The organism is Candidatus Krumholzibacteriota bacterium (assembly GCA_016932415.1).
Lineage (GTDB): Bacteria > Krumholzibacteriota > Krumholzibacteriia > Krumholzibacteriales > Krumholzibacteriaceae > Krumholzibacterium.
Window position 1 is genome coordinate 1 of record JAFGCX010000001.1, and the last position, 20851, is coordinate 20851.

The 20851-nt window shown below is 47.2% G+C and carries 18 protein-coding genes and 3 tRNA genes; all 21 read right to left on the bottom strand.

Annotation, left to right across the window (positions count from 1 at the left end):
• Positions 1–4: 4 nt before the first annotated feature.
• Positions 5–82 (bottom strand) — tRNA-Pro (locus JW814_00005).
• Between the two features lie 84 nt (positions 83–166).
• Positions 167–694, bottom strand: a complete 528-nt coding sequence (locus JW814_00010) for a small multi-drug export protein (GenBank protein ID MBN2069814.1) — start codon at positions 692–694, stop codon at positions 167–169.
• Positions 658–1260 carry a protein-L-isoaspartate(D-aspartate) O-methyltransferase gene (locus tag JW814_00015; GenBank protein ID MBN2069815.1) on the bottom strand — a complete coding sequence of 201 codons (603 nt, stop codon included), beginning with the start codon at positions 1258–1260 and terminating at the stop codon, positions 658–660. Before JW814_00015 ends, JW814_00010 begins: the two co-directional genes overlap by 37 nt.
• 11 nt (positions 1261–1271) lie before the next feature.
• Positions 1272–2051, bottom strand: a complete 780-nt coding sequence (gene surE, locus JW814_00020) for a 5'/3'-nucleotidase SurE (protein MBN2069816.1) — start codon at positions 2049–2051, stop codon at positions 1272–1274.
• Positions 2052–2119: 68 nt separating this feature from the next.
• Positions 2120–2797 (bottom strand): glycosyltransferase family 2 protein, encoded by a 678-nt coding sequence (locus JW814_00025; GenBank protein ID MBN2069817.1) that lies wholly within the window; start codon positions 2795–2797, stop codon positions 2120–2122.
• Positions 2798–2830: 33 nt separating this feature from the next.
• Positions 2831–2907 (bottom strand) — tRNA-Pro (locus tag JW814_00030).
• Between the two features lie 96 nt (positions 2908–3003).
• Positions 3004–3369 (bottom strand): MerR family transcriptional regulator, encoded by a 366-nt coding sequence (locus tag JW814_00035; protein ID MBN2069818.1) that lies wholly within the window; start codon positions 3367–3369, stop codon positions 3004–3006.
• Between the two features lie 34 nt (positions 3370–3403).
• A complete protein-coding gene (locus JW814_00040) occupies positions 3404–4411 on the bottom strand; it encodes an NAD(P)-dependent glycerol-3-phosphate dehydrogenase (protein ID MBN2069819.1) in 1008 nt (335 codons plus the stop codon).
• 35 nt (positions 4412–4446) lie between these two features.
• Positions 4447–5061: a glycerol-3-phosphate 1-O-acyltransferase PlsY gene (gene plsY, locus JW814_00045; protein ID MBN2069820.1), complete on the bottom strand. Its 615-nt coding sequence runs from the start codon at positions 5059–5061 to the stop codon at positions 4447–4449.
• A 5-nt stretch (positions 5062–5066) separates the two neighbouring features.
• Entirely contained in the window at positions 5067–6386 is a 1320-nt protein-coding gene (gene der / locus JW814_00050; protein ID MBN2069821.1) for a ribosome biogenesis GTPase Der, read from the bottom strand.
• Positions 6387–7697, bottom strand: a complete 1311-nt coding sequence (locus JW814_00055; GenBank protein ID MBN2069822.1) for a DUF512 domain-containing protein — start codon at positions 7695–7697, stop codon at positions 6387–6389.
• A gap of 61 nt (positions 7698–7758) precedes the next feature.
• Positions 7759–7834 (bottom strand) — tRNA-Gly (locus JW814_00060).
• Positions 7835–7860: 26 nt separating this feature from the next.
• Positions 7861–8787, bottom strand: a complete 927-nt coding sequence (gene miaA / locus JW814_00065) for a tRNA (adenosine(37)-N6)-dimethylallyltransferase MiaA (GenBank protein MBN2069823.1) — start codon at positions 8785–8787, stop codon at positions 7861–7863.
• A 13-nt stretch (positions 8788–8800) separates the two neighbouring features.
• Complete coding sequence (gene mutL, locus JW814_00070) at positions 8801–10555, bottom strand: DNA mismatch repair endonuclease MutL (GenBank protein ID MBN2069824.1); 1755 nt, start codon at positions 10553–10555, stop codon at positions 8801–8803.
• A gap of 129 nt (positions 10556–10684) precedes the next feature.
• Entirely contained in the window at positions 10685–12961 is a 2277-nt protein-coding gene (locus JW814_00075; protein ID MBN2069825.1) for a GAF domain-containing protein, read from the bottom strand.
• 73 nt (positions 12962–13034) lie between these two features.
• Entirely contained in the window at positions 13035–15608 is a 2574-nt protein-coding gene (mutS, locus tag JW814_00080; GenBank protein MBN2069826.1) for a DNA mismatch repair protein MutS, read from the bottom strand.
• Positions 15609–16616: an SPOR domain-containing protein gene (locus JW814_00085; protein ID MBN2069827.1), complete on the bottom strand. Its 1008-nt coding sequence runs from the start codon at positions 16614–16616 to the stop codon at positions 15609–15611.
• Between the two features lie 53 nt (positions 16617–16669).
• Complete coding sequence (locus tag JW814_00090) at positions 16670–17812, bottom strand: hypothetical protein (GenBank protein ID MBN2069828.1); 1143 nt, start codon at positions 17810–17812, stop codon at positions 16670–16672.
• A 20-nt stretch (positions 17813–17832) separates the two neighbouring features.
• Positions 17833–18147, bottom strand: a complete 315-nt coding sequence (locus JW814_00095) for a hypothetical protein (protein MBN2069829.1) — start codon at positions 18145–18147, stop codon at positions 17833–17835.
• A gap of 5 nt (positions 18148–18152) precedes the next feature.
• Entirely contained in the window at positions 18153–19460 is a 1308-nt protein-coding gene (miaB, locus tag JW814_00100) for a tRNA (N6-isopentenyl adenosine(37)-C2)-methylthiotransferase MiaB (GenBank protein MBN2069830.1), read from the bottom strand.
• A 40-nt stretch (positions 19461–19500) separates the two neighbouring features.
• Positions 19501–20799 carry a tRNA (N(6)-L-threonylcarbamoyladenosine(37)-C(2))-methylthiotransferase MtaB gene (gene mtaB, locus JW814_00105; GenBank protein MBN2069831.1) on the bottom strand — a complete coding sequence of 433 codons (1299 nt, stop codon included), beginning with the start codon at positions 20797–20799 and terminating at the stop codon, positions 19501–19503.
• Between the last annotated feature and the right edge of the window lie 52 nt (positions 20800–20851).

The window sequence follows — 20851 nt, forward strand, 5'->3', positions numbered from 1 at the left end:
AAAATGGTCGGGGCGACTGGATTTGAACCAGCGACCTCCTACTCCCGAAGCAGGCGCGCTAACCGAACTGCGCTACGCCCCGAATCATCCGGTAAAATATCATTTTATAGACCATAACTCAAACAAAAACAGACATTGTGACGAATTAATCCCGAATTGATCTGGTCTATATTCCCCAGAACGTTATGACTCCCTGACTTGCGAGAGTCACTATCGCGCCGGCAATCAGGATTCCAGCGGCAACTGCCGGTATCGCCATCCGCAGGGGAATCTTGAAAAGGAACGCCGCGGCGCATCCTGTCCACGCACCGGTGACCGGAAGAGGTATCGCTACGAACAAGATCAGACCAAGGGCTTCGAATCTCTCTATCAGTTTTCCCTTCCTTACCGTGCGCTTGAAGAACCAGTCAAAGAACCTGTCAAAAAGAGGGTATCTCCTTAACCAACCGGAAACCCGTTCAAAAAAGAGCAACAGAGGAATTACGGGGAGAAAATTCCCGAGTACGGCGAAGATATACGCTTCCGGCCAGTCAAGCCCTCCCTTTGTCAAAGCGTACGGAATTGCGCCCCTGAGTTCCGATACAGGAAGAATGCTTATAAGAAATGTCATCAACCTTGGAGATACGTTGCTGATAAAAGCGAAAATCGGGTAATGCACTATCCCACTCCCTTCAATAATGGAACAAAGGCGCATTGCGACAGGCGCTCTTCCTCTATGGCTTCATTTTTTTTGCTGAAAAGCACCAGGTATTCCCCGTCGGAAGCAACAGGGGCTATCAGCATACCTTCTTCGGCCAGCTGCTCAAGAAGCCTGTTCGGCCTTCCCGGCATGGCGGCCGAGACTATGATCTTGTCGAATGGAGCGTAGAATCTCCATCCATTCGACCCGTCAGCGACCTTGATCCGGATCCTGCCGGTCCTTACGGTTGAAAGTGTATCGCCAGCCTTTGTCGACAACTGAGCGAGTCTTTCCACCGAATAGACTTCTCTGCACAGGAGAGAAAGTATCGCTGTCTGATAACCTGAACCGGTACCGACTTCAAGTATCCTGTCATCAGGCTTTATCTTCAGATATTGCATCATAAGAGCCTGGATGTAAGGTTGAGAGATCGTCTGCGCGAGACCTATCGGAAACGAACAGTCGTCATACGCCCTGGCGCCTATGGCCGGGTCTACGAAGAGATGTCTCGGGACCTCCATGAACGCCTTTAGAACGCGTTCATCGCGGATGTCTCTCGAGGAAAGCTGTTCCTCTACCATCCTTCTTCGAGCTATTCTGTAATCGAACCCTTTTTCCACTGCAGATCCCACTTCTTGAGGTCGAATATCCTTTTGTAATCGGTCATTTCTATTGATAAAGGAGTGATCGAAATATAATTTTCCGATATCGCCGCAAAATCTGAATCGCTGTCCCTGTTCCAGCCGGGCTTACCGCCGCCGATCCAGTAGTATTCCTTCCCCCTTGGATCAGTCTCCTTAAGGATCGTGTCATTATAAACGCGGGAACCCAGTTTTGTGATCCTGATGCCCTTGATCTCCTCACCCTGAACCGGTGGAATATTGACATTCCACAATACCGGATTCTTTTCTTTTTTTTCGAGTACCCTGAGCGCGAGATATCGGGCTACAGAAGAAGCCGGATCGAAAGAACGTGGCTCCCAGGAAGTCACTGATACTGCTATCGATGGTATTCCAAGCAGGGAACCTTCGATAGCTGCGGCGACCGTGCCGGAATAAAAGACATCCTCGCCCATATTCGGTCCATGATTTATCCCCGAGACTATCAGGTCGGGCTGCGATGCAAGTATGCTGTTGACGGCGAGGAAAACACAGTCAGTCGGAGTTCCCGAAACGCCGAATCTGCTGTCGCTGTATTTTGTTATTCTCAGTGGCCCGTCCAGTGTTATCGAATGGCTAGTGGCGCTTTGTTCCAGTTCCGGGGCTACCGTCACAATCTCGCAGATTCCTTCCAACCCCTTAATAAGCGCTTTGATACCCTCGGCCCTTATTCCGTCGTCATTCGTCACTAAAATGGTCTTTTTCGATTCCAAGCAAGAACCTCGGTGATGTGATCAAGATACTGTCTAACCGTTAATTACCGAATAATCAGAGCCTTAACCTACCAGAAATAACTTTTGAATACCAGTCTGAAAAACCTGACAGTATCAATAAATGGATTGATCTTGCTTTTTTCGGCGGCGTATATCGACTTGATCGTTATGGAACCGATCGATGCTCCATTTCTGGCGGATTTTATAAGGATCTCGCTTTCGCCATCGAAACGGTCGGAACTCAGTTCGATATTTCTGAGCAGATCGGTCCTGATCAGTCTGTACCCCGACTGGCTGTCCCTGATAGTACATCCCGCGAGCCTGCTTATCACTTTCGATGTCAGACGGTTGGTCATTTTCCTGACAAACGGCATCTCTGCCGTCTCAGACATTCTGTTACCGACTATGATATCGTCTCCACTTTCATTGAATTTTTTCACAAAAAGGGGGATTTCCGCGGGATCATGCTGGCCATCAGCATCCAGAGTAATGACCGCTTCTATGCCTTCCAGACAGGAGAGATGATCGAAACCCCTCCGCAGGGCTTTTCCCTTTCCGGAATTGATCTCCTGCTCAAGCAGCGTCACTCCCGCCTCTGTCGCTATTTCGGCGGTACGGTCTGAAGAACCGTCATCGACAACGATGATATTTTCAGCGGCAATATATTTCTTTACATTTTCCAGGACTGAAGACAGGTGGTGTTCTTCATTATATGCAGGGATTACCGCGCCGATAGTAGAAAACATCCCACCCCCGGGAGGCTTGATATTGTTTAAAAGTGGTCGGGGCGACTGGATTTGAACCAGCGACCACTTGCCCCCCATGCAAGTGCGCTACCGGACTGCGCCACGCCCCGACAGAAGATAAAATAAACGTGTATCAGATGAAAAAACAAGCCTTAAATTCACTGCGCGGTGGAATCGTTTGAGACGCGCGTCAGACCTCATCGACCTCAAAGGCTTTCAACCAGATCTTTCAGCTCAAAGAGGTCCTGTTTAAGCGAAAGGACAATATTGAATTTTTCCGGATCGGCAAAGGGTATACTGAGCTGTTCAATGAGAGAATCAGGATTGTCCCTTGTTTCCCTGAGTTTCTGCACAGCTCCGGCGATCGTATATCCTTTTCCGTAGAGAAGTTTTTTAATGGTCATAATATATTTTATATCCCTGACCTTGTAGGTCCTGTTTCCCGCTCTGTTCTTCTTCGGCTTAAGCACGGAAAACTGGGTCTCCCAGTATCTTAAAACATGTGGTTTTACACCTGCAAGCTCGCTCACTTCGCCGATCGAATAGTACAGTTTGTTTGTTTTCTGCTTCATTCCCGATACGCTCCCTTGGTCTTCTGGGACATTTCTATCTGTACATCTCGCTTCTTGCTTTTCTTATCATAAGGTCTCTTATCGCGTTTCGTGGATTCTTGTTATTGAAAAGAACCTTGTAGACCTGTTCGGTTATTGGAAGTTCGACGTTGACTCTCGCCGACAGTTTAAGCGCGGCCTTCGTTGTCTTTACACCCTCAGCTACCATGACCATATCCTTCAGTATCGCCTTCAGTTTTCTGCCTTTTCCTATCTGCTCCCCCACATACCGGTTTCTGCTGTGTCTGCTCATGCAGGTCACTATCATATCTCCTACTCCGGCCAACCCGCTCAAAGTGTTATCCTTCGCCCCAAGCCTGCAGGCAAGCCGTTTTGTCTCCGCAAGGCCTCGAGTCAACAGCGCAGCCTTGGTATTATCTCCAAATCCCAACCCGTCGCATATTCCCGCCGCTATGGCTATTGTGTTTTTAAGCGAGACGCCGAGTTCTACTCCGATTATATCGCTGTTGGTATAGACCCTGAAATATTCGGTCATGAATATATCCTGGATCCCTGAAAGTACCCTGTTATCGGTTCCGGCGACTACGATCGATGTCGGCATTTTCCGGCTGACCTCTTCAGCGTGGCTGGGACCGAGCAGGCCGGCGATCCTTCCGTCTGGAATCTGCAGTTCCTGAGACAGGACCTCGCTCATCCTGCAAAGCGTTTTTTCTTCCAATCCTTTCGACGCGTTTATGACAATCGATCTTTTATTGAAATACCTTGAATTCCTGACAGATCTGGAGACTTTTCTCATCGTATGGCTCGGTGTCACAAACAGGAGATGCGTGTTCCCCTGGAGAGCTTCGTCGAGGTCCGAAGTGACACCCAGGGACCTCGGGATCCTTATGCCTGGAAGAAATCTTTTATTCTCATGGTCTCTGTTTATATCTTCGGCGTAAGCGGGATAAAATTCCCACAACTTCACCGAAATCCCTTTCGAATCAAGAAGCAGAGCGAGAGTCGTGCCCCAGCTTCCCGCTCCGAGCACGCAGATATTAATGTCTCGTGTCTTTTTTTTCTTTTTAATCATGCCTTTTAAAATATTTTTCCTTCCTCGCCCTTGATCAGTCTTTTTATGTTGGACCGGTGCTTGTATATGACCATTAAAGCCACGAATATGGAAAGATAGAATATCGAAACGTGCGTTCCCTGCCCCATGTAGCGGTCAGTCACGAGTATCATGACCGGAAGCATTGAGGAAGACAGGATGCTGGCAACAGAAACGATCCTGAAGATCAACAGGATGATAAGCCATATCACGAAACATATCCCTACTGCCAGTGGCGCGAGAGCGGCGAACGCTCCCGTGGTCGTCCCTACTCCCTTACCTCCGGAAAAATTGACGAATACAGAATAATTGTGCCCAAGGATCACTATCAGTGCCGCGAGAAGTGAAAAAACGAAATGTTCAAGACCAAGAAAAGAGACTATCCTGACCGCAAGGAATCCTTTTCCGATATCTATAAGAAGTACGGGGATCGCCGCTTTCGCGCCCAGTACCCTGAAAGTGTTTGCCGCTCCGAGATTGCCGCTTCCAAAACCGCGAAGATCTATCCCTTTCATCAACCTGCCCATCATATAACTTGAAGGGATCGATCCCAGAATATAGCTGGTGATGATGACGAGGACGATTTTTAACAGCTGATCCATCTCGGTCACTCCTTGGATTTGAGCGTGATTTTAATCGCTGTCCCCTCAAAGGTAAAGGTATTTCTTATGTGATTGTTGAGATAACGGATATAAGAACGAGGGAAATAGCTCGATTTGTTAACAAAAAGGGTGAAGGAAGGAGGTTCCGATCCCGTCTGGGTGCCATAATAGACTTTACCGGTGCCGGTTTTATAGAATCTTGGCGGATTCTTAGAAACTGCATCTTCGATGATCCTGTTCAATTCCGATGTCGATATCTTTTTTTCGCGTTCTTCCTGTATCTGAAAGCAGAGAGGAAATATTTTCGACAGCCTCGTTCCCTCGGTTGCTGAAATAGTCAGGATCGGAGCGTATGTCAGAAAAGGCATGGCCTCCCTGACCATTGTGATGAATCTGCCGAGAGTCCTGTTATCTTTCGTCAGCAGGTCCCATTTGTTCAGGAGGACGATCACTCCTTTTCTTTCCTTGTGAGCTACGGAAGCTATCCTTGTATCCTGCCTTGAAATATCATTGAGTGATGCGTCGACTACCATAAGTACTATATCGGCATCCTTGATGCTCTGAAGACTTTTAAGACTGCTTATCACATCGAGCCCTTTTTCAGTCCTGGATCTCCTCTTTACCCCCGCTGTGTCCACAAGGATAACATCTTTGTTATGATATTTTATTCTCAGGTTTATAGTATCTCTTGTCGTCCCTGGTTCTTCCGATACTATATGCCTGTCCTCTCCTATCAAGGCGTTTAGAAGCGAGCTTTTCCCCACGTTTGGTTTGCCGACGATGGAAATACGAAGATCAGTAGTGACATCACTCGGTTCAGGTTTCCTGGGAAGACGAAGCACTACTTCGTCAAGAAGATCCCCTATGCCCTGGCCATGAAGAGAACTGATGCTGTGGATCTCGCTGAACCCCATAGCATAGAATTCTGCCGCATCGACAGTATCCTGCCGGCTTTCCACCTTGTTCACCGCCAGGATTATCTTTTCCCTTGCCATTCTCGTAGCTTTAAGAAGATTCTCATCCTCGGCCGTTATACCGGTATCGACGTCTACAAGAAAGATAACGACTGATGATTCCAGGACCGTTCTCTGTATTCTTTCCGTTATCTGAGCCTGCAACGGATCTTCGTCACTAAGTGAGAAACCCCCGGTATCTATGACCCTGAATTCAACGCCATTCCATGACGCGGTCTCTTCCATCCTGTCTCTTGTCACTCCCGGCGTTTCGTAGGTAATTGCCTTTCTTGAGCGGGTGATCCGGTTAAAAAGCGTCGATTTACCTGAATTTGGTTTTCCAATTATCGCTACCGTCGAAAGTCTTTTCATCTAACCTGCTCCAATTATTTTACAATTTTTGACGACTTCTTTTTCGAGAAAATTACTTTCAGGGACGATGACCTTTATCCCCAGTTCGGTCTTCAGGTCAGAGACCGTCATATCATCAAGAAATCTGCCGTTGTGATTGACGCAATTCGGAGGCAGAATGACTGGTCTGTCCATCATCCCAGTTTCACGCACCGCTTTAATGATGTCACTCCCGCTTAAAAGGCCGGATACGGTCACCATATTCCCAAAAAGCCTGTTCCGAACCTTAACAAAGGCGATATCGTGCGACGGTATATACTCTTCCAGGATCGGAGCAATATACCTGCTAACCAGGATATCTCCGAGTCCTCCAGTGACTACCAGCATCGAGAAAGGCGAAATCCTTTTTTTCGCGAGATCGATCGCCGCTTCGCGTATCTCGTCAACAAAAAGCCTCGACATGCCGACTCCGTTCGACACCTGATCGAAATCACGATATTCCCCGGCAGAGGGAAATATTATTCCTGATAAAAGATAGAACTCGTCCGATGGAAAAACAAATGGGTCCCCGCCTGTCCTGTCCTTGTACTCCTGCTGCTTTATTTCTACGCGTTCGATCAGGTCGAAAGCTTCCCGTTTTTTAAACCTCCTCAGCTCAGGCAGGCCCTTCCTGTGCCTGGTCAGTCCTACAGGCACGAGAGCGAGAGATTTGCACATGGGATATAACTGGAAAAGGTCGTCGGATGTCTTGATGGCCACCGGTCCGTCATTTATGCCAGGCACGAGAACAGCCTGGGCATGCACGACTATTCCGCTTGCGGTCAGTATCTTAAGGATATCGACGATACTCCGCTCAAGAGGCCGCCCGAAGAGTTCCTCTCTTTTCCGAAGATCCGTAGAATGGACCGAAACATATATTGGAGAAAGCCGATATTCGATTATCCTGGCGATCTCCTCGTCAGTGATATCGTTAAGAGTGACATAGTTGCCGAAAAGAAAACTCAACCTGTAGTCGTCATCCTTGAGATATAGCGTCTTTCTCAGGCCCGGAGCCATCTGGTCGACGAAACAGAACTTGCATTTGCTCCTGCAGGTTATAAAAGACATCTCTTCGAATAATGGCTGATATCGATGGAAAGTCTCCATGGATATCCTTTTCGTGATCACTTTGCCGTTTTTCCTGCGAATCACAAAATCAGCCGAACCGGAACCGGATGTGTGATATATAATATCAAGCTGATCTTCTACCTCTCTGCCTCCTATTGAGAGTATCTCGTCTCCGACAGCAAGAAATCCTTTTTCCCCGAGTATATCATTGATCACTACCGGCATTTTACCACCTGAAAAAACCCCCCGCAAGTCGCATTGACCGGACGGGGGATCATCGTGTATATGGAGCGGGCAACGGGATTCGAACCCGCGACGTTCAGCTTGGGAAGCTGATACTCTACCAGCTGAGTTATGCCCGCATTTATGGCGACCAGAATGAAAATTATCAGCTTCCACCTCTCCTGTCAAGACACTTAATAAGAGTCTCAAAAGGATCATTTCTGCCGGTATCGATCCATGTCACCCCTGATTCCTTGTTGAACCAGGTCATCTGCCTTTTCGCGTACTGCCTGGTGAGAAGGATTATTCTTTCGACAGTATCTTCCTTATTTTCGACCCCCCTAATATACCGGACGATTTGTGGATATCCTAGAGTCATCATGCCGGGCCATGATCTTTCTGCTCCGCTTTTCAGAATCGAATCAACCTCTTCGACCCAACCGTTATGGAACATTTCAAGAGTTCTTTCTCCAATAATCCTTTTCAGTTCGCCGCGCTCCATTTTCAATCCAGTCTTCACCAGGTTATGGGCAAAAAGTTCTTTCTTCTCATATCTGTGCCTCGCAAAAAACTCGCTGATCGTCGTACCTGTCAGAGCGTGCACCTCAAGCGCTCGGACGATCCTGTACCTGTCGTTATGATGGATCCTTAGAGAACTTTCCGGATCGACCGCGCGTAACCTTTCATAAAGGGCCTCAGTCCCGGTTCCTTCGATGCTGGCGGCGAAAGATATTCTTTCTGCAGGCTTAAGGTCGACACTGAAAAAACCTTCGAGGACAGCCCTGAGATACATACCGGACCCCCCCACAAGGATCGGAAGCTTTCCACGGCGCAATATATCATCTATCACTTTACGCGAGAGTAGGCCGAATGTGTTCGCGTCTGATTTTTCGTCGATATCAATAATGTCTATCATGTGGTGGGGAACCTTCATCCTTTCGTCGAAAGAAGGTTTAGCCGTCCCAATGTCCAGTTTTCTGTATATCTGCCTTGAATCTATCGAGACGATTTCGGCATCGAATTCAGAGGCGACGCGCATCGCGAGAGCGCTTTTGCCTGCCGCGGTAGGTCCAATGATCAACAATGGGTCCATAATGCTCCCCGGGTCATGTCCTGTGAAATCGTTTATCAAGGTCGTCCAGTTCCACCCTGAGGATCGTCGGCCTTCCATGCGGGCATGTGAATGGGAATTCGGTAGCAAATAACTGGTCGGTCAAGCTTTCCATTTCCTGCGGTGAGAGCCTTTCCCCTGCCTTGATAGCTCCATGGCAGGCGTAGCGGCGCAACAGATCGTCCATGCTGTTTCTATCCACACCTTTTTCAGCGAGGATATCCTGAAGCAGTTTCCCATCATTCCAGTTTTTGACTCCGGCAGGGATCCCCCTTACGATTATCGAACGCGGTCCGAACGGTTCCACCTCAAACCCGATAGAGGGGAGTTTATCGGAAAACCTTTCATAATTTGAATACTCGTCATGCGAGAGTTCGAGGGTGGCTGGAAACAGAAGCGATTGCACGACAGGTTTTACTCCTTCGAAACTGCTTTTAGCCTGTTCATACAATATCCGCTCATGCGCGGCATGCTGGTCGATAATCACCATCCCTCCCCTTATCTGGATAAAGATATAGCTTTCGTGAAGCTGCCAATATAACCCCCCCGATCTGTTCATGTCGATCACATCGGCATCTTTGCCGAAAAGTGATTCCGGTGACTCCCTGAAAAGCCAATCGCTCCCTTGACCTTCTTCCGGCCTTACCCTGCCATCTGTGTCTGTCAATATATGTCTGCCGGAATATTTCCCCCTGTCAAAATCCCCTCTGCCAGACGGAAATATCGTTTTATAGACAGATTCGACCTTTTCCCTGAACGATATCGTCTTCTCCTGGAGTGATTCCCGAAGTGCTTCGGATATCGCCCGATGCAGATCTCTTTCATTCTGAAACCTTATCTCCGTTTTTGCAGGATGAGCATTGATGTCTATTTCGTCAGGAGGTATTTCCAGATAGAGGATAACGACCGGGAAGCGATCTGATGGTATCAGGGAAGCATATGCCTGCCGTAAAGCGTGACCTATCGTCTTGTCCCTTATCGCACGCTTGTTGACATAGATATACTGCATTGAACGGTTTCCCCTCGTATAAGCGGGGAGGGAGAGATAACCAGATATTTTTATCGATCCGTCGCGTTTTTCAAAATACTTCAGATTCGGAAAGATACCAGACCCGAAGACGATCTCTACCCTTTCCTCGAGAGAGGAACCGGGATACCTTAAAATATCATTACTGTTCGATCTGAACGAGAAAGTCACTTCGGGGAAAGCCAGTGAAAAGCTCTGGATCATTGCTGATATACGCCTCGACTCTGACGGGCCGGACGAGAGAAATTTTTTTCGCGCGGGAAGATTAAAAAAGAGGTCTGTCACCTCGACATCTGTTCCTGGATTTCTGGCGATCCGTTCGTCTTTGAGCTTTTCCTCTCCTCTCCAGACTATTTTTCGACCAGTCTCTTCTACGGAAGTCCTTGAGGAAATCGTCAGATTCGATACGGATCTGATGCTCGCCAGCGCTTCTCCCCTGAATCCAAGAGACTTTATCTTCGATATATCCTCTATACAGTTTATCTTGCTGGTAGAGAAATTCTCAGCCGCAAGGTGTATTTCATCGTTTTTTATTCCGGAGCCGTTATCGGAGATCCTTACAAGGTTTTTGCCACCTTCGATGATCTCCAGGGAAATCTCTGAAGCTGCCGCGTCAAGCGAGTTTTCAATGAGTTCTTTTATGACATTGACTGGCCGCTCGATTATCTCGCCAGCCGCTATTTTAACACTTGTCTCGTCTGACAACCTTTTTATTCCGGGCAAAATATACCTCTATATATCTATCGCTGATTTCTGCCATACCCCTCCGGATAACGCCGTTCACTGAACGTTGTACGATAACATACGATGCCGCCTTTCAGCAACATCGAATCTGGGATTATCTAACTGCTATTATAATTTTGATTTAGCGTCTGTTATGAGAGCCGCTGCCGACCCCGCTTTTCCCGGATACAGCGAACATGAAGACTTTGGGAAAAAGTTTTCATTATCGAACAGGCCCCGCTCTTCAAGAGTCTTTCGGATGAAACCGCTTATCCTCGTTTCAAGATCGGATATGCGCTGATAGCTTTCCAGTGATATCACGCCAAAGAGATCGATCTCGATCCATGAAAAATAATCGGTCTTTCGCACTTCTCTGCGCAATCCTACGCTAAGGCGGTTCACCAGTTCAAGAGCATGGCTGGAAGATACTTTATAATATTCGGATAATCCCCTGATATTAAATAGTGTTAGAGCGATACCATGGTGGTACCTGTTCGCTCTTTCGATTTCCTCGTTTATTCTGTCGATAAAGATCTTCTGATTTACCGATAACAGTTCGTTAAAATCGGAGGGTGTTTCCCTTCTGTCGCTTCGGGAATTCTTTTTCAGGATCGGGATGAGAATATCGCGAATTCTGTCGAGGATCTTGAGTTCATGTTGGCCGAAGATCGACGAATCCAGCGGCGATTGAGCATTCTTTTCATAACCGTTGTAACAGGCATGGATGCCCTCTGAAATCCTGAAAGGATAGGTTATTACCGATCTGTAAAGGGGGACTCTCTCGTAAGTGTCTACTTCTTTTGAAAGATAGCTTATCGTATCAGGTTTTTCAGTATTCAGGCTCAATTTTCTGATTTCATCATCATAATCCTTGAATCTCTCCCTGGCCACCTTCTCTTCGGGTAGTCCGGAATAGGTCACCGTTTCCCTGCCGTGCATTGAAAAGTAGAAACTTCCCCTGGAAGCACTTACAAGGGAAGACATGATTTCAGGAATATGCTTCAATCTCTCTTCCACTTTCTCTATACCCATAATAAAAGGAGTCATCGATGACAATTCCTCATATCTCTTCAGTTTCCTCTGCTGTTTCAATTCTTTCAGTTGCGAATAGACAAAAAATCCGACCTGGAAAGAGAGAGTGTCTTTCAGTTTTAAAAATCTCTCCATCGCGTGTAATTGCGAAAACTCCATCACGAGGACTCCAAGAGGCATATGATGTGACAGAGGAATATAGATAGATGTTATTGAGCCGCTTTGCGACTTTATTTTCAATGATGTCTCATGAACCGCTTCAGTCATGATGATCTCTTCGCCATTAAGAAAGGATTTTGCCAGCGTTCCTTTGCTGCAATGGATCCTTGGTGCCTTTTCGTCTACCGTATCATGCTGCGCGCTTCCTCCGAGGATCAACCAGTCTCCTTCATCAGTGGCGGTATATATCGTGACCGTATCGGCCTCGAGTTTTTCCGCAAGAGATGCGCTAAGAACCGTGAACTTTTCATGAAAACCAAGCTCAGACCTGAAAAGGGATTCCAGAGTGTTCCTTGTCTGATATTCAATGTCTTTTATATTTTCCGTATCGATCCTCAGGTGTTGATCAAGGATCGGTGATATCTTTGAAGCAAGAAGTTCAACAGTCGACAGGTCGTTTTCAGTTAAAAATTTCTCGCCTTTTGAAGTGGAGATATTCAGCACTCCGATAAGGTGTTCGTTGAAAAGCAGCGGAGTCGATATCGCGCTGATGATGTCAGGCCTTTCCCTTTCTCTTGAATAAAGAGTGTTTTCGCGAATATCGCTTATCAGTTTCGATATTCTTGAGGCTGCCACCTCTCCAGCTATTCCCTCCCCGATTTTCTGTCGAGTATTCTTGATCACATTACTGCTCAATCCACTTGCGTATCCGATGTACAGTTCACTTGCGTGTTCGCTGTGCAACATGATTGAACCGGAAGTCGCCCCTACAGCTCTTACCGAGATCTCAAGGAGCCATTTTAGAAGCCTTCCTCTATCGGTTATTCTTCTTATATATTTTAACGCGGTCTCAAGATGCTGCGGCCATGGTGGTTGGTTCATATTCTGTTTTGGGATATCGGCAACCAGGTGGTTCGCAGCTTCGGATGGATTGATTATCTTTAGATTTTCATTCTGAAGAAGCTGGATTTCTTCGGCGAATCTTTTTCTTCTGTCGGTGACGATAATATAATCGGCATTCCTGAATTCCGATATGAAGGATCGGTCGCTGAACTTGGGGATACCAATTATCTCGGCGATCTCAAGGGCCACTGCTCTTGGATCGCTGTCGTATACAGCGATTACCTTGTATCCGGGGTTTCTGTGAAACTCGCTGAGAATATTGAGTTCATCTTCTCCACCGCCGAGAATAGCAATATTCTTTGTCGTTTTCACGATTCACCCCTGCAATATAGATCAATTAGAATGTTCAATCGCTCTATATGCAAGAGTCAAGCCATTTTAGCAGTTATTGCGAACCTTCTGACATCTTTTGGATCTCCGCAATGATCTGCAGAGCTTGCAAAGGCGTAATTGTATTTGTATCAATCTCTTGCAGAAGGCTAACCCTCGGGTCGACTTCTCTGAAAAGATCTCTTTGCCCGGTCTCTTCCCTGCCGGAGTCTACAGGCAGCAGTTCTTCCTTTTCGATCGAATTGAATATCTTCCATGCCCTGTCAATCACTTTCTGCGGAATCCCCGCAAGTTGCGCGACATGTATCCCATAACTTCTGTCACCTGTTCCTTCAATTATCCGGTAAAGAAAGACTATGGAATCTCCCCACTCCCTCACCTCTACTTTCATGTTTCTGATTCTTCTGTATTTTTCCGCCAGAGAAGTCAGTTCGTGAAAATGAGTGGCAAAGAGAGCTTTCGGTTTTTTCCCCTCCTCTTCGAGGAGAAATTCTGTTACTGCCCAGGCTATGCTCAATCCGTCCCTGGTAGAAGTCCCCCTGCCGATCTCATCGAGCAAGACAAGGCTTGAAGATGTACAGTTATTCAAAATTTTCGCAGTCTCACCCATCTCGACCAGAAAAGTGGATTGCCCCCTGGCAAGGTTATCACTTGATCCGACACGCGTGAATATCCTGTCCATCAGACCTACCTCAGCTCTCGCCGCGGGCACGAAGCTACCCATCTGTGCCAATATTGAGATCAGAGCGGCCTGTCTGATATATGTCGATTTTCCTCCCATGTTAGGCCCTGTTATCAGGAGAAATTGCCGGTCTTCAGGTTTAAGTATTATATCATTCGGTATGAAGTTCTTTCCCGAGATCACCTCTACCACCGGATGTCTCCCCTCGGAGATGATCAGGTCGCGCGATTCGTTGACGACAGGCCTGCAATACCCTCTTTCGATCGCCAGATCGGCGAGAGAGGAGATACAATCAAGGGCGGCTATCCCCCTCGCGATCCTCTGAAGGACCATGCTTTCTTCAGCGATCTGTTCGCAGATAGCGGAAAAGATCTCTTTTTCAAGATCCGTCCTTCTCGAATCCGCGCTAAGGATATCGTTTTCACGCTCTTTCAGTTCATTGGTTATATATCTCTGCGAAGATACAAGAGTCTGTTTTCCCGTATATTCCGCCGGAACCTTGTCAAGATGTGTCTTGGAGACTTCAATATAATACCCGAATACCTTGTTATACCCGATCTTCAGAGAAGATATCTTTGTGCGCTCCCTCTCTCTGCTTTGCAGGGATGCTATCCATTTTCTTCCCTCCTCGGAACCGTCTATGAGGACATCGAGCTCATTGCTGAACCCACGCCTGATAATGCCTCCATCACGGATTCTGGCAGGAGATTCGGGATCGATGCTTCTCTCGATAAGTGACCTGGTCCTGTTTTCTTCTCCCGCGTCCTCGACTGAGCGTTTGACGATTCCCGCTGGAGGTTCTACGCACAAGCCAGTTATACCGGGAATCCTGTCAAGTGCTGTCTGGAGACTCAGCAGTTCTCTCGGACCTGCCTTCCCCGCCGTGATTCTTGACAGGATGCGTTCCATGTCGGGAAAATTTGAAAGACTCGAACGGAAATTCCTGAGCCTGATATGATCACCCTGGAAATACTCGATTCCATTCAGCCTTTCTTCTATCGTATCAATTCTCCTTGAGGGGTGCATCAGCCATTTTCTCAGTTCCCTCGCTCCAGCGGCCGTCCTGGTTCTGTCAATATTTGAGATCAATGTCGTTTCTGTCGAGGCACCCCGTAATGGTTCGATCAATTCGAGGTTACGCACAGTCTCGCTATCGAGAAAGAGAGAATCTTCAGCGACAAGCAGTTCAAGTCTTGAAATATGCTCGAACCGGTTATTTCTAAGGGTCTTTACGTGACGAAGTAGAGCTCCGGAAGCGATGACGCCAAGGGCCATCTCTTCAATTCCGAAACAGGAAAGGTTGTTTATTCCAAAATGATCGAGCAGGGATTCCCTGCATTCTTTTTCATTGAAAATCGCCGGTGACAACTCTTCAAAGCTGCATCGGGGATTGATCCTTGACAGGACAGTTTTAAGTTCCGCTGAGCCCTCAGGTACGATCGCTTCTCTTATCATGTAACCACCGAGCATATTTTCCGCGACCTGGATTCTTTCCATGGCGGCCTTGAATTCACCGGTAGAGATGTCCATCAATGCTATTCCAAGAATACCGGATCGTTCGACCGCGCAGATTATATAATTATTTTCCTTTTCTTCCAGTGTGGCGGGTAACAAAGATGTCCCAGGGGTCACAATATCGGTGACTTTTCTTTTTACTATCCCTTTCGCGTCGGATGGATTCTCGACCTGGTCGCATATTACGACTTTCTCACCGGCCTTCAACAGCCTTGATATGTATGTTTCCGCGGCATGGATCGGGATACCGGCGAGGGGAACGGGATTTTTTTTATCCCTGGATGTAAGGGTAATATTCAACAGACGGGATATGCGCCTCGCGTCATCATAGAATGTCTCGTAAAAATCTCCGACCTGGAAAAACAGGATGCCATCGCTGTGTTGATTCTTTATCTCCTGATATTGAGCCATCAGAGGGGTTTTAGCAGCCATCTAGTCCACAGGAAGGATCTTGCTGGAATACCCTGACTGTTCCATGAATCTCATCGCGTCGGCCTCGGCCTTTTCCCGGGTATTGTACCTTCCGACTCTCACGCGGTGCCACATCCGTCCCCTGGTCTCGAAGCTTTCGATTTTAAGCCCGTCAATATACACTTCAAGCTGCTCGGCGAAGGCTATCGCGTTCTCTTCAATACTGAATGCCCCGAATTGAAGCGTGTAGTACTGGGTCTCCGACTTCGTCCCGGTCTCGGCGGTATTTTTAATATCCCTCCTATCACCTCCTCCAGTTCTTTCTCCCAGCCTTGTTCTCTCACCTGAGATCGTGATCATCTCTATTTTTTCCCTGGATTTTGGTGCTTCGAGAGACTCGGGAAAGAGCCTTGCCAGGTTCCGATAGACGTTAAGAGCTTTTTCCTTCTCACCAAGGGATTCATAACACTCACCCAGCTTGAATCCGGCGACTGGATTAGAGTGGCTTGAAGCTATCATCTCATAGCGCTCGACTGCCTCGGCAAGTCTCCCGTACTTGATATCGATCTCCGCGAGAGCCATATATCCCCAGTAAAGATATACTCCCCTGTCGATCATTTCAAAATCTCCCGTTGCCCTGGAGATATCCCCGATCTCTTTCCATGACAATCCCCTGAAATATACCGCTTCAAGCCTGTCGGATGACCGTGCGTTGTCGGGGATCCTGGCAAGCAGATCGGTCACTTCACGATAATTGCCTGTTGAATAATATATTTTAGCAAGTTCGATCCTTGCCTGGAGGGCTTCTCTTTCGCTTCCAGATGATACGAGATCTCTGTAAATCGATATGGCGGAGAAGGTGTTTGTTTTCAGGCGCGCTAAAAGCAACCTTGCGTTATCGAGAGTTTTTCCGTGGAACCCTCCCATCTCTTGTTCGAGCTGCTTTTCCGCCTTCTCATATTCCTTTTTGTTGAACATATTCTGGATCGTGCGAAGGTTTGCGCTGACGGCCGAAGCTGTGATCAGCACCAGGAAAAGAACCGCAATTCCTTTGCGTATACTACCTTGATCAATCATCATATTCATTGGACCGGGTTTTTAAAACTGAAGCATTTTGTGCAGTATTTAAATGGATAGTAGTATCTCTCACCACAGGTACCGCACTTCCTCACCATTCCGGACACTGATCTATCTGCGAATTCATCGAGAGTCTTCCTTGCCTCCACGGTCCTCCCGGATCCCAGGTATGCTGAAGCAAGTCTCAGGTAAATGACTGGATCCTCGTCACTACTCTTTCTTTCTTCCTCAAGTATATTGATGCTTTCTTCAAGCATCCCCTTTTTCATGTAAAGTGAAGCGAGAGAGCCGGCTATTACCGGATCAGATCTGTTTTTTCCATAGAGGTCTTCAAGCATCTCTTCAAGTCCGGAAAAATTACCTGACTCAAAAAGCGACTTTTCCAGGTCGGGAAGGATCTCTTCGAACATGGAGATATCGATCTCGATCGTTTTTTTCCACAATGCTGAGGCTCTTCCATATTCATGCCTGTCCATCGCCATTCTAGCCGTAAGAAAGTTCGCGGGTATCGATCTGTCGTACTCTTTAAGCGCTTTTTCGAGATATTTGTCCGCTCTCTTATCCTGCTTCTTGAGCATGCAGGCGTACGCCACGGAAGAAAGATAATCGGCTTTTTTCTCCTTTCCGATCCGGGAGTCGATCGAAGAAAGGTTTTTCAGCACCTGGTACGCGCTGTCATAATCTTCGCACCTGTGGTACAGCCTGTGCAGGGAAAGCATTATCTCTGGGTCTTTCTTCGTCTTGTTTATTTTATTCAGTGCCAGGACTGCGCGGTCGGCCTTTCCCATGTCAGCGAGGTCTTCAGCCATGGCAAGCTGGATCGATTTTTCTTCTGAATAAGAAAGGTCTCTTCTAACAGTGAGCCCCCTGTGGATCTGCAGCGCTTTTTCAGGCAGCCCTTTTTCCCTTAAAAGGATCCCCAGCTGGATATAGGCGTCAATATCCGTTTCCCCGTTTTTTACCGCAAGAGTGAGAAGCTGAAGTGCGTCATCCTTTCGGCCCTCAATCAAAGCGTAAAGCGCGTCTATATATTTGCTCCTGACGCTCTTGCTTCTTCTCTTTTTCTGGAATATCAGAGTAAAAAAAAGAATAACGATCGCAGCCGCAAGAATTATCAGCAGTATCGTTTTAACTGTCAATGATCCCATAATATCACCTTAGAGTGGGTTTAATCATCCTGTTCATCGATGCTGTCTTCCTCGAGCGGGAGGTTTCTCAGGTCCGCTATCTCCTCTCTCAACTTTCTGCTTGTTTTCTTTTCACGTGCGAGGCCGATCAGAAGCTGGGCTTCCCTGATCCATGCTCCTATCGCCCAGACCACCATCCCGAAAATAAAAGTCACCAGTATGACCGCGTTAAGCTCCACATCGACGAATGTCCTTGTAAAGAGGTGATAAGTCAATTTAGTGCCGGCGTTCTTTGTTCCCACCCATATCAGAGCTACCGCGCCTGCCAGGAGTATTAGCCCCCTTACTATCCACACTTTCGCTACCTCCTTTTGTCCTCTTCACAATAAAGCGTAAAATTCCGTAATTCTTTCATTATAACCCGGACCAGATCACCGTTTTTAATATCTCCGTTTTGAAGAAGGACATTCCTGAAATGTGGCGTCCTTCCTTTGACGAAGTGATTTTCCCCTTTTTCAACTGTACCGTCAAGAAGGATTTCATCACAAGCGCCTTCAAGCTTTTTCAGTATTTCCCGCCTGATCCCACCTATTTTCCTGTTCAGGATGTCCAGGCGCTCTTCCTTGACCTCGATAGCCACGTCGTCATCAATACGATAAGCATTGGTCCCTTCTCTCGGGGAGTACTTGAAAGTAAAAGCCGAATCGAATCTTGCTTTCTCCACGATATCGAGTGTTTCCTTGAAATCGTCATCAGTCTCCGTCGGAAATCCGACGATAATGTCGGTCGTTATGGCAAGATCGGGTTTTATGTTTCGGGCATTACTGATAATATTGATATAATGCGACCTCGAATAACCCCTGTTCATCATCCCCAATATCCTGTCGCTGCCCGATTGAAAAGGGAGATGGATATGTGGACACAATCTTTTGTTGGTTGCCATCAATTCAAATATTTTCATTTCGATATCACGCGGGTGGGTAGTCAGGAACCTTATTCTATCTATATCAGTCCCTGAAATTACCCGCTCTATCAGGTCGGTGAACGCTACCCCGTCCGAGTTATACGCCATCACATTCTGGCCGAGTAGAGTAACTTCCCTTGCGCCTCGGGAATGGAGCATATTTATCTCATCGATTATCTGTTCGAACCCCTTACTTCTGACTTTTCCCCTTAGATAAGGGACTATGCAATAGGAACAGAAATTCTCACAACCCCTCGTAATAGAGAGGAATCTCGACACTCTCCTGTTTTCAACTTTTGGAAAGAGCGGATAGGTCACCGATCCGTCCATATCTGTCAGAGAACGCCTCTCTCCCGACTCAAGGAGGTCTTTCACTGTCCCCGGCAGTGTCGCGTAATTATCCGGACCCGAAACGAGCGAGAGACCCTGAACAGCTTCGAGCAGGCTATCTCCCATCCTTTGTGCCATACATCCGCATGCGACGATGAGCGCTTGTTTGTGCCTTGAAAGATCGTTCAGGCGACCCAGCGCTCTTGTCTCCGCGTTTTCCCTGACACTGCAAGTATTGACAATTATTACGTCTGAGTCGGCAGGCGAATCGTTGCTCGAAAAGCCGGCCTCGAGCATCATCCCCTCGATCACCTCGGTGTCGAAAGCATTCATCTGGCAGCCGAAACTTTCATAATACACGCTGTACTCTTTCATATTGTATTCTTTCCCGGAAGCTGTTGCGCCAATGTTATCTTCAACACAGCTTCCCGTAAAGCCTTCCTTTTGAATACCGTGATATTTCTATCTCCACAAGTTTTCCAGCCATTTCTGCCGGGGCTTCGACGGCGACTTCACAGTAATTCCCGGTCAATGCGTTATATATCCCGGCATCTTCACTTTCCGGCCCCTGGATTAGAGCAAGATCCTGTCTTCCGACCATTTTTCGCATGAAATCCAATCTTTTTCTTCTGCCGAGTTCTATCAACTTCTGGCATCTGGATCTTATCACGCGTGGATCGAGATGTCCTTCCATCGATGCCGCAGGGGTGCCTGGTCTTTTAGAATATGAAAATACATGAAAATAATCGACTTTCAGATCCGCCAGGTACGCATAGGTGTTTTCGAACTCCCTATCCGTCTCGCCCGGGAACCCGGTGATTATATCTGTACCTATGATCAGGCCGGAGGATCTGTCTTTGAGATCATCTGTAAGTATTCTGAATTGTTCTGTCGAATAGGGGCGGTTCATACTTCTTAGTATTTTGTCATCTCCGCTCTGGAGCGGGATGTGAAGGTGAGAAGCTACGCGCGGTGAATCGATTACAAGGGACGAGAGCTTTCTGCTGACTTCTACAGGTTCGATACTGCTTAGCCTTATCCTGATCCCGTCAATCGCGGAAATTATCTCTTCGATCAATCCGGCAAGATCGATACCGGAACCTGGATCCATCCCGTAGCGCCCGATATGTATACCTGTAAGAACGATTTCCATGTACGAATTGCCGGCCAGACGCCGGATTTTTCTTATCACGTCAGCTGGCGGGATGCTTCTGCTTCTGCCCCTCGCTTCTGGAATTATGCAGTAACTGCATTTCGAATCGCACCCATCCTGTACCTTCATAAAAGCTCTTGAGTGATTTGAAAAACTGTCAATATCGATATCGAAGCTTGATACGCATTCATTTTGCCTGTCGAGATCATTTCCATTCTTGATGTATTTTTCAAGAAATTCTGCAATACGCCCTTTCTCCTCGTTATTAAAAACGAAATCCACTTCTTTCATCGATTCAAGTTTTTGAAATTGCGTCTGAGCAAGACATCCGGTCGCTATGATGACGGCATCAGGTGAATTCTTTCGGGCTCTTCTGATCGCGTTTCTGCACCTCGCGTCTGTTTTTGACGTCACCGTACATGTATTGATCACATAAAAATCAGCCGGCATATCGAAATCCCTTCGTTCCCATCCCCTTCCAGTGAGGTCATGGCGGATGCACTCGGATTCGTACTGGTTAAGTTTACATCCGAGAGTTGTGATTGCGAAATTTCTCTTCATGCCCCGATCATCTCCGGAATATGCCGGTTTATTGAACCTGAAAAAGAAATGA

Coding starts and splice junctions, on each gene's coding strand:
- JW814_00010 (MBN2069814.1), bottom strand. CDS start 694: ATGCGCCTTTGTTCCATTATTGAAGGGAGTGGGATAGTGCATTACCCG.
- JW814_00015 (MBN2069815.1), bottom strand. CDS start 1,260: ATGGTAGAGGAACAGCTTTCCTCGAGAGACATCCGCGATGAACGCGTT.
- JW814_00025 (MBN2069817.1), bottom strand. CDS start 2,797: ATGTTTTCTACTATCGGCGCGGTAATCCCTGCATATAATGAAGAACAC.
- JW814_00035 (MBN2069818.1), bottom strand. CDS start 3,369: ATGAAGCAGAAAACAAACAAACTGTACTATTCGATCGGCGAAGTGAGC.
- plsY (MBN2069820.1), bottom strand. CDS start 5,061: ATGGATCAGCTGTTAAAAATCGTCCTCGTCATCATCACCAGCTATATT.
- der (MBN2069821.1), bottom strand. CDS start 6,386: ATGAAAAGACTTTCGACGGTAGCGATAATTGGAAAACCAAATTCAGGT.
- JW814_00055 (MBN2069822.1), bottom strand. CDS start 7,697: ATGCCGGTAGTGATCAATGATATACTCGGGGAAAAAGGATTTCTTGCT.
- miaA (MBN2069823.1), bottom strand. CDS start 8,787: ATGGACCCATTGTTGATCATTGGACCTACCGCGGCAGGCAAAAGCGCT.
- mutS (MBN2069826.1), bottom strand. CDS start 15,608: ATGGCTGCTAAAACCCCTCTGATGGCTCAATATCAGGAGATAAAGAAT.
- JW814_00090 (MBN2069828.1), bottom strand. CDS start 17,812: ATGGGATCATTGACAGTTAAAACGATACTGCTGATAATTCTTGCGGCT.
- miaB (MBN2069830.1), bottom strand. CDS start 19,460: ATGAAAGAGTACAGCGTGTATTATGAAAGTTTCGGCTGCCAGATGAAT.
- mtaB (MBN2069831.1), bottom strand. CDS start 20,799: ATGAAGAGAAATTTCGCAATCACAACTCTCGGATGTAAACTTAACCAG.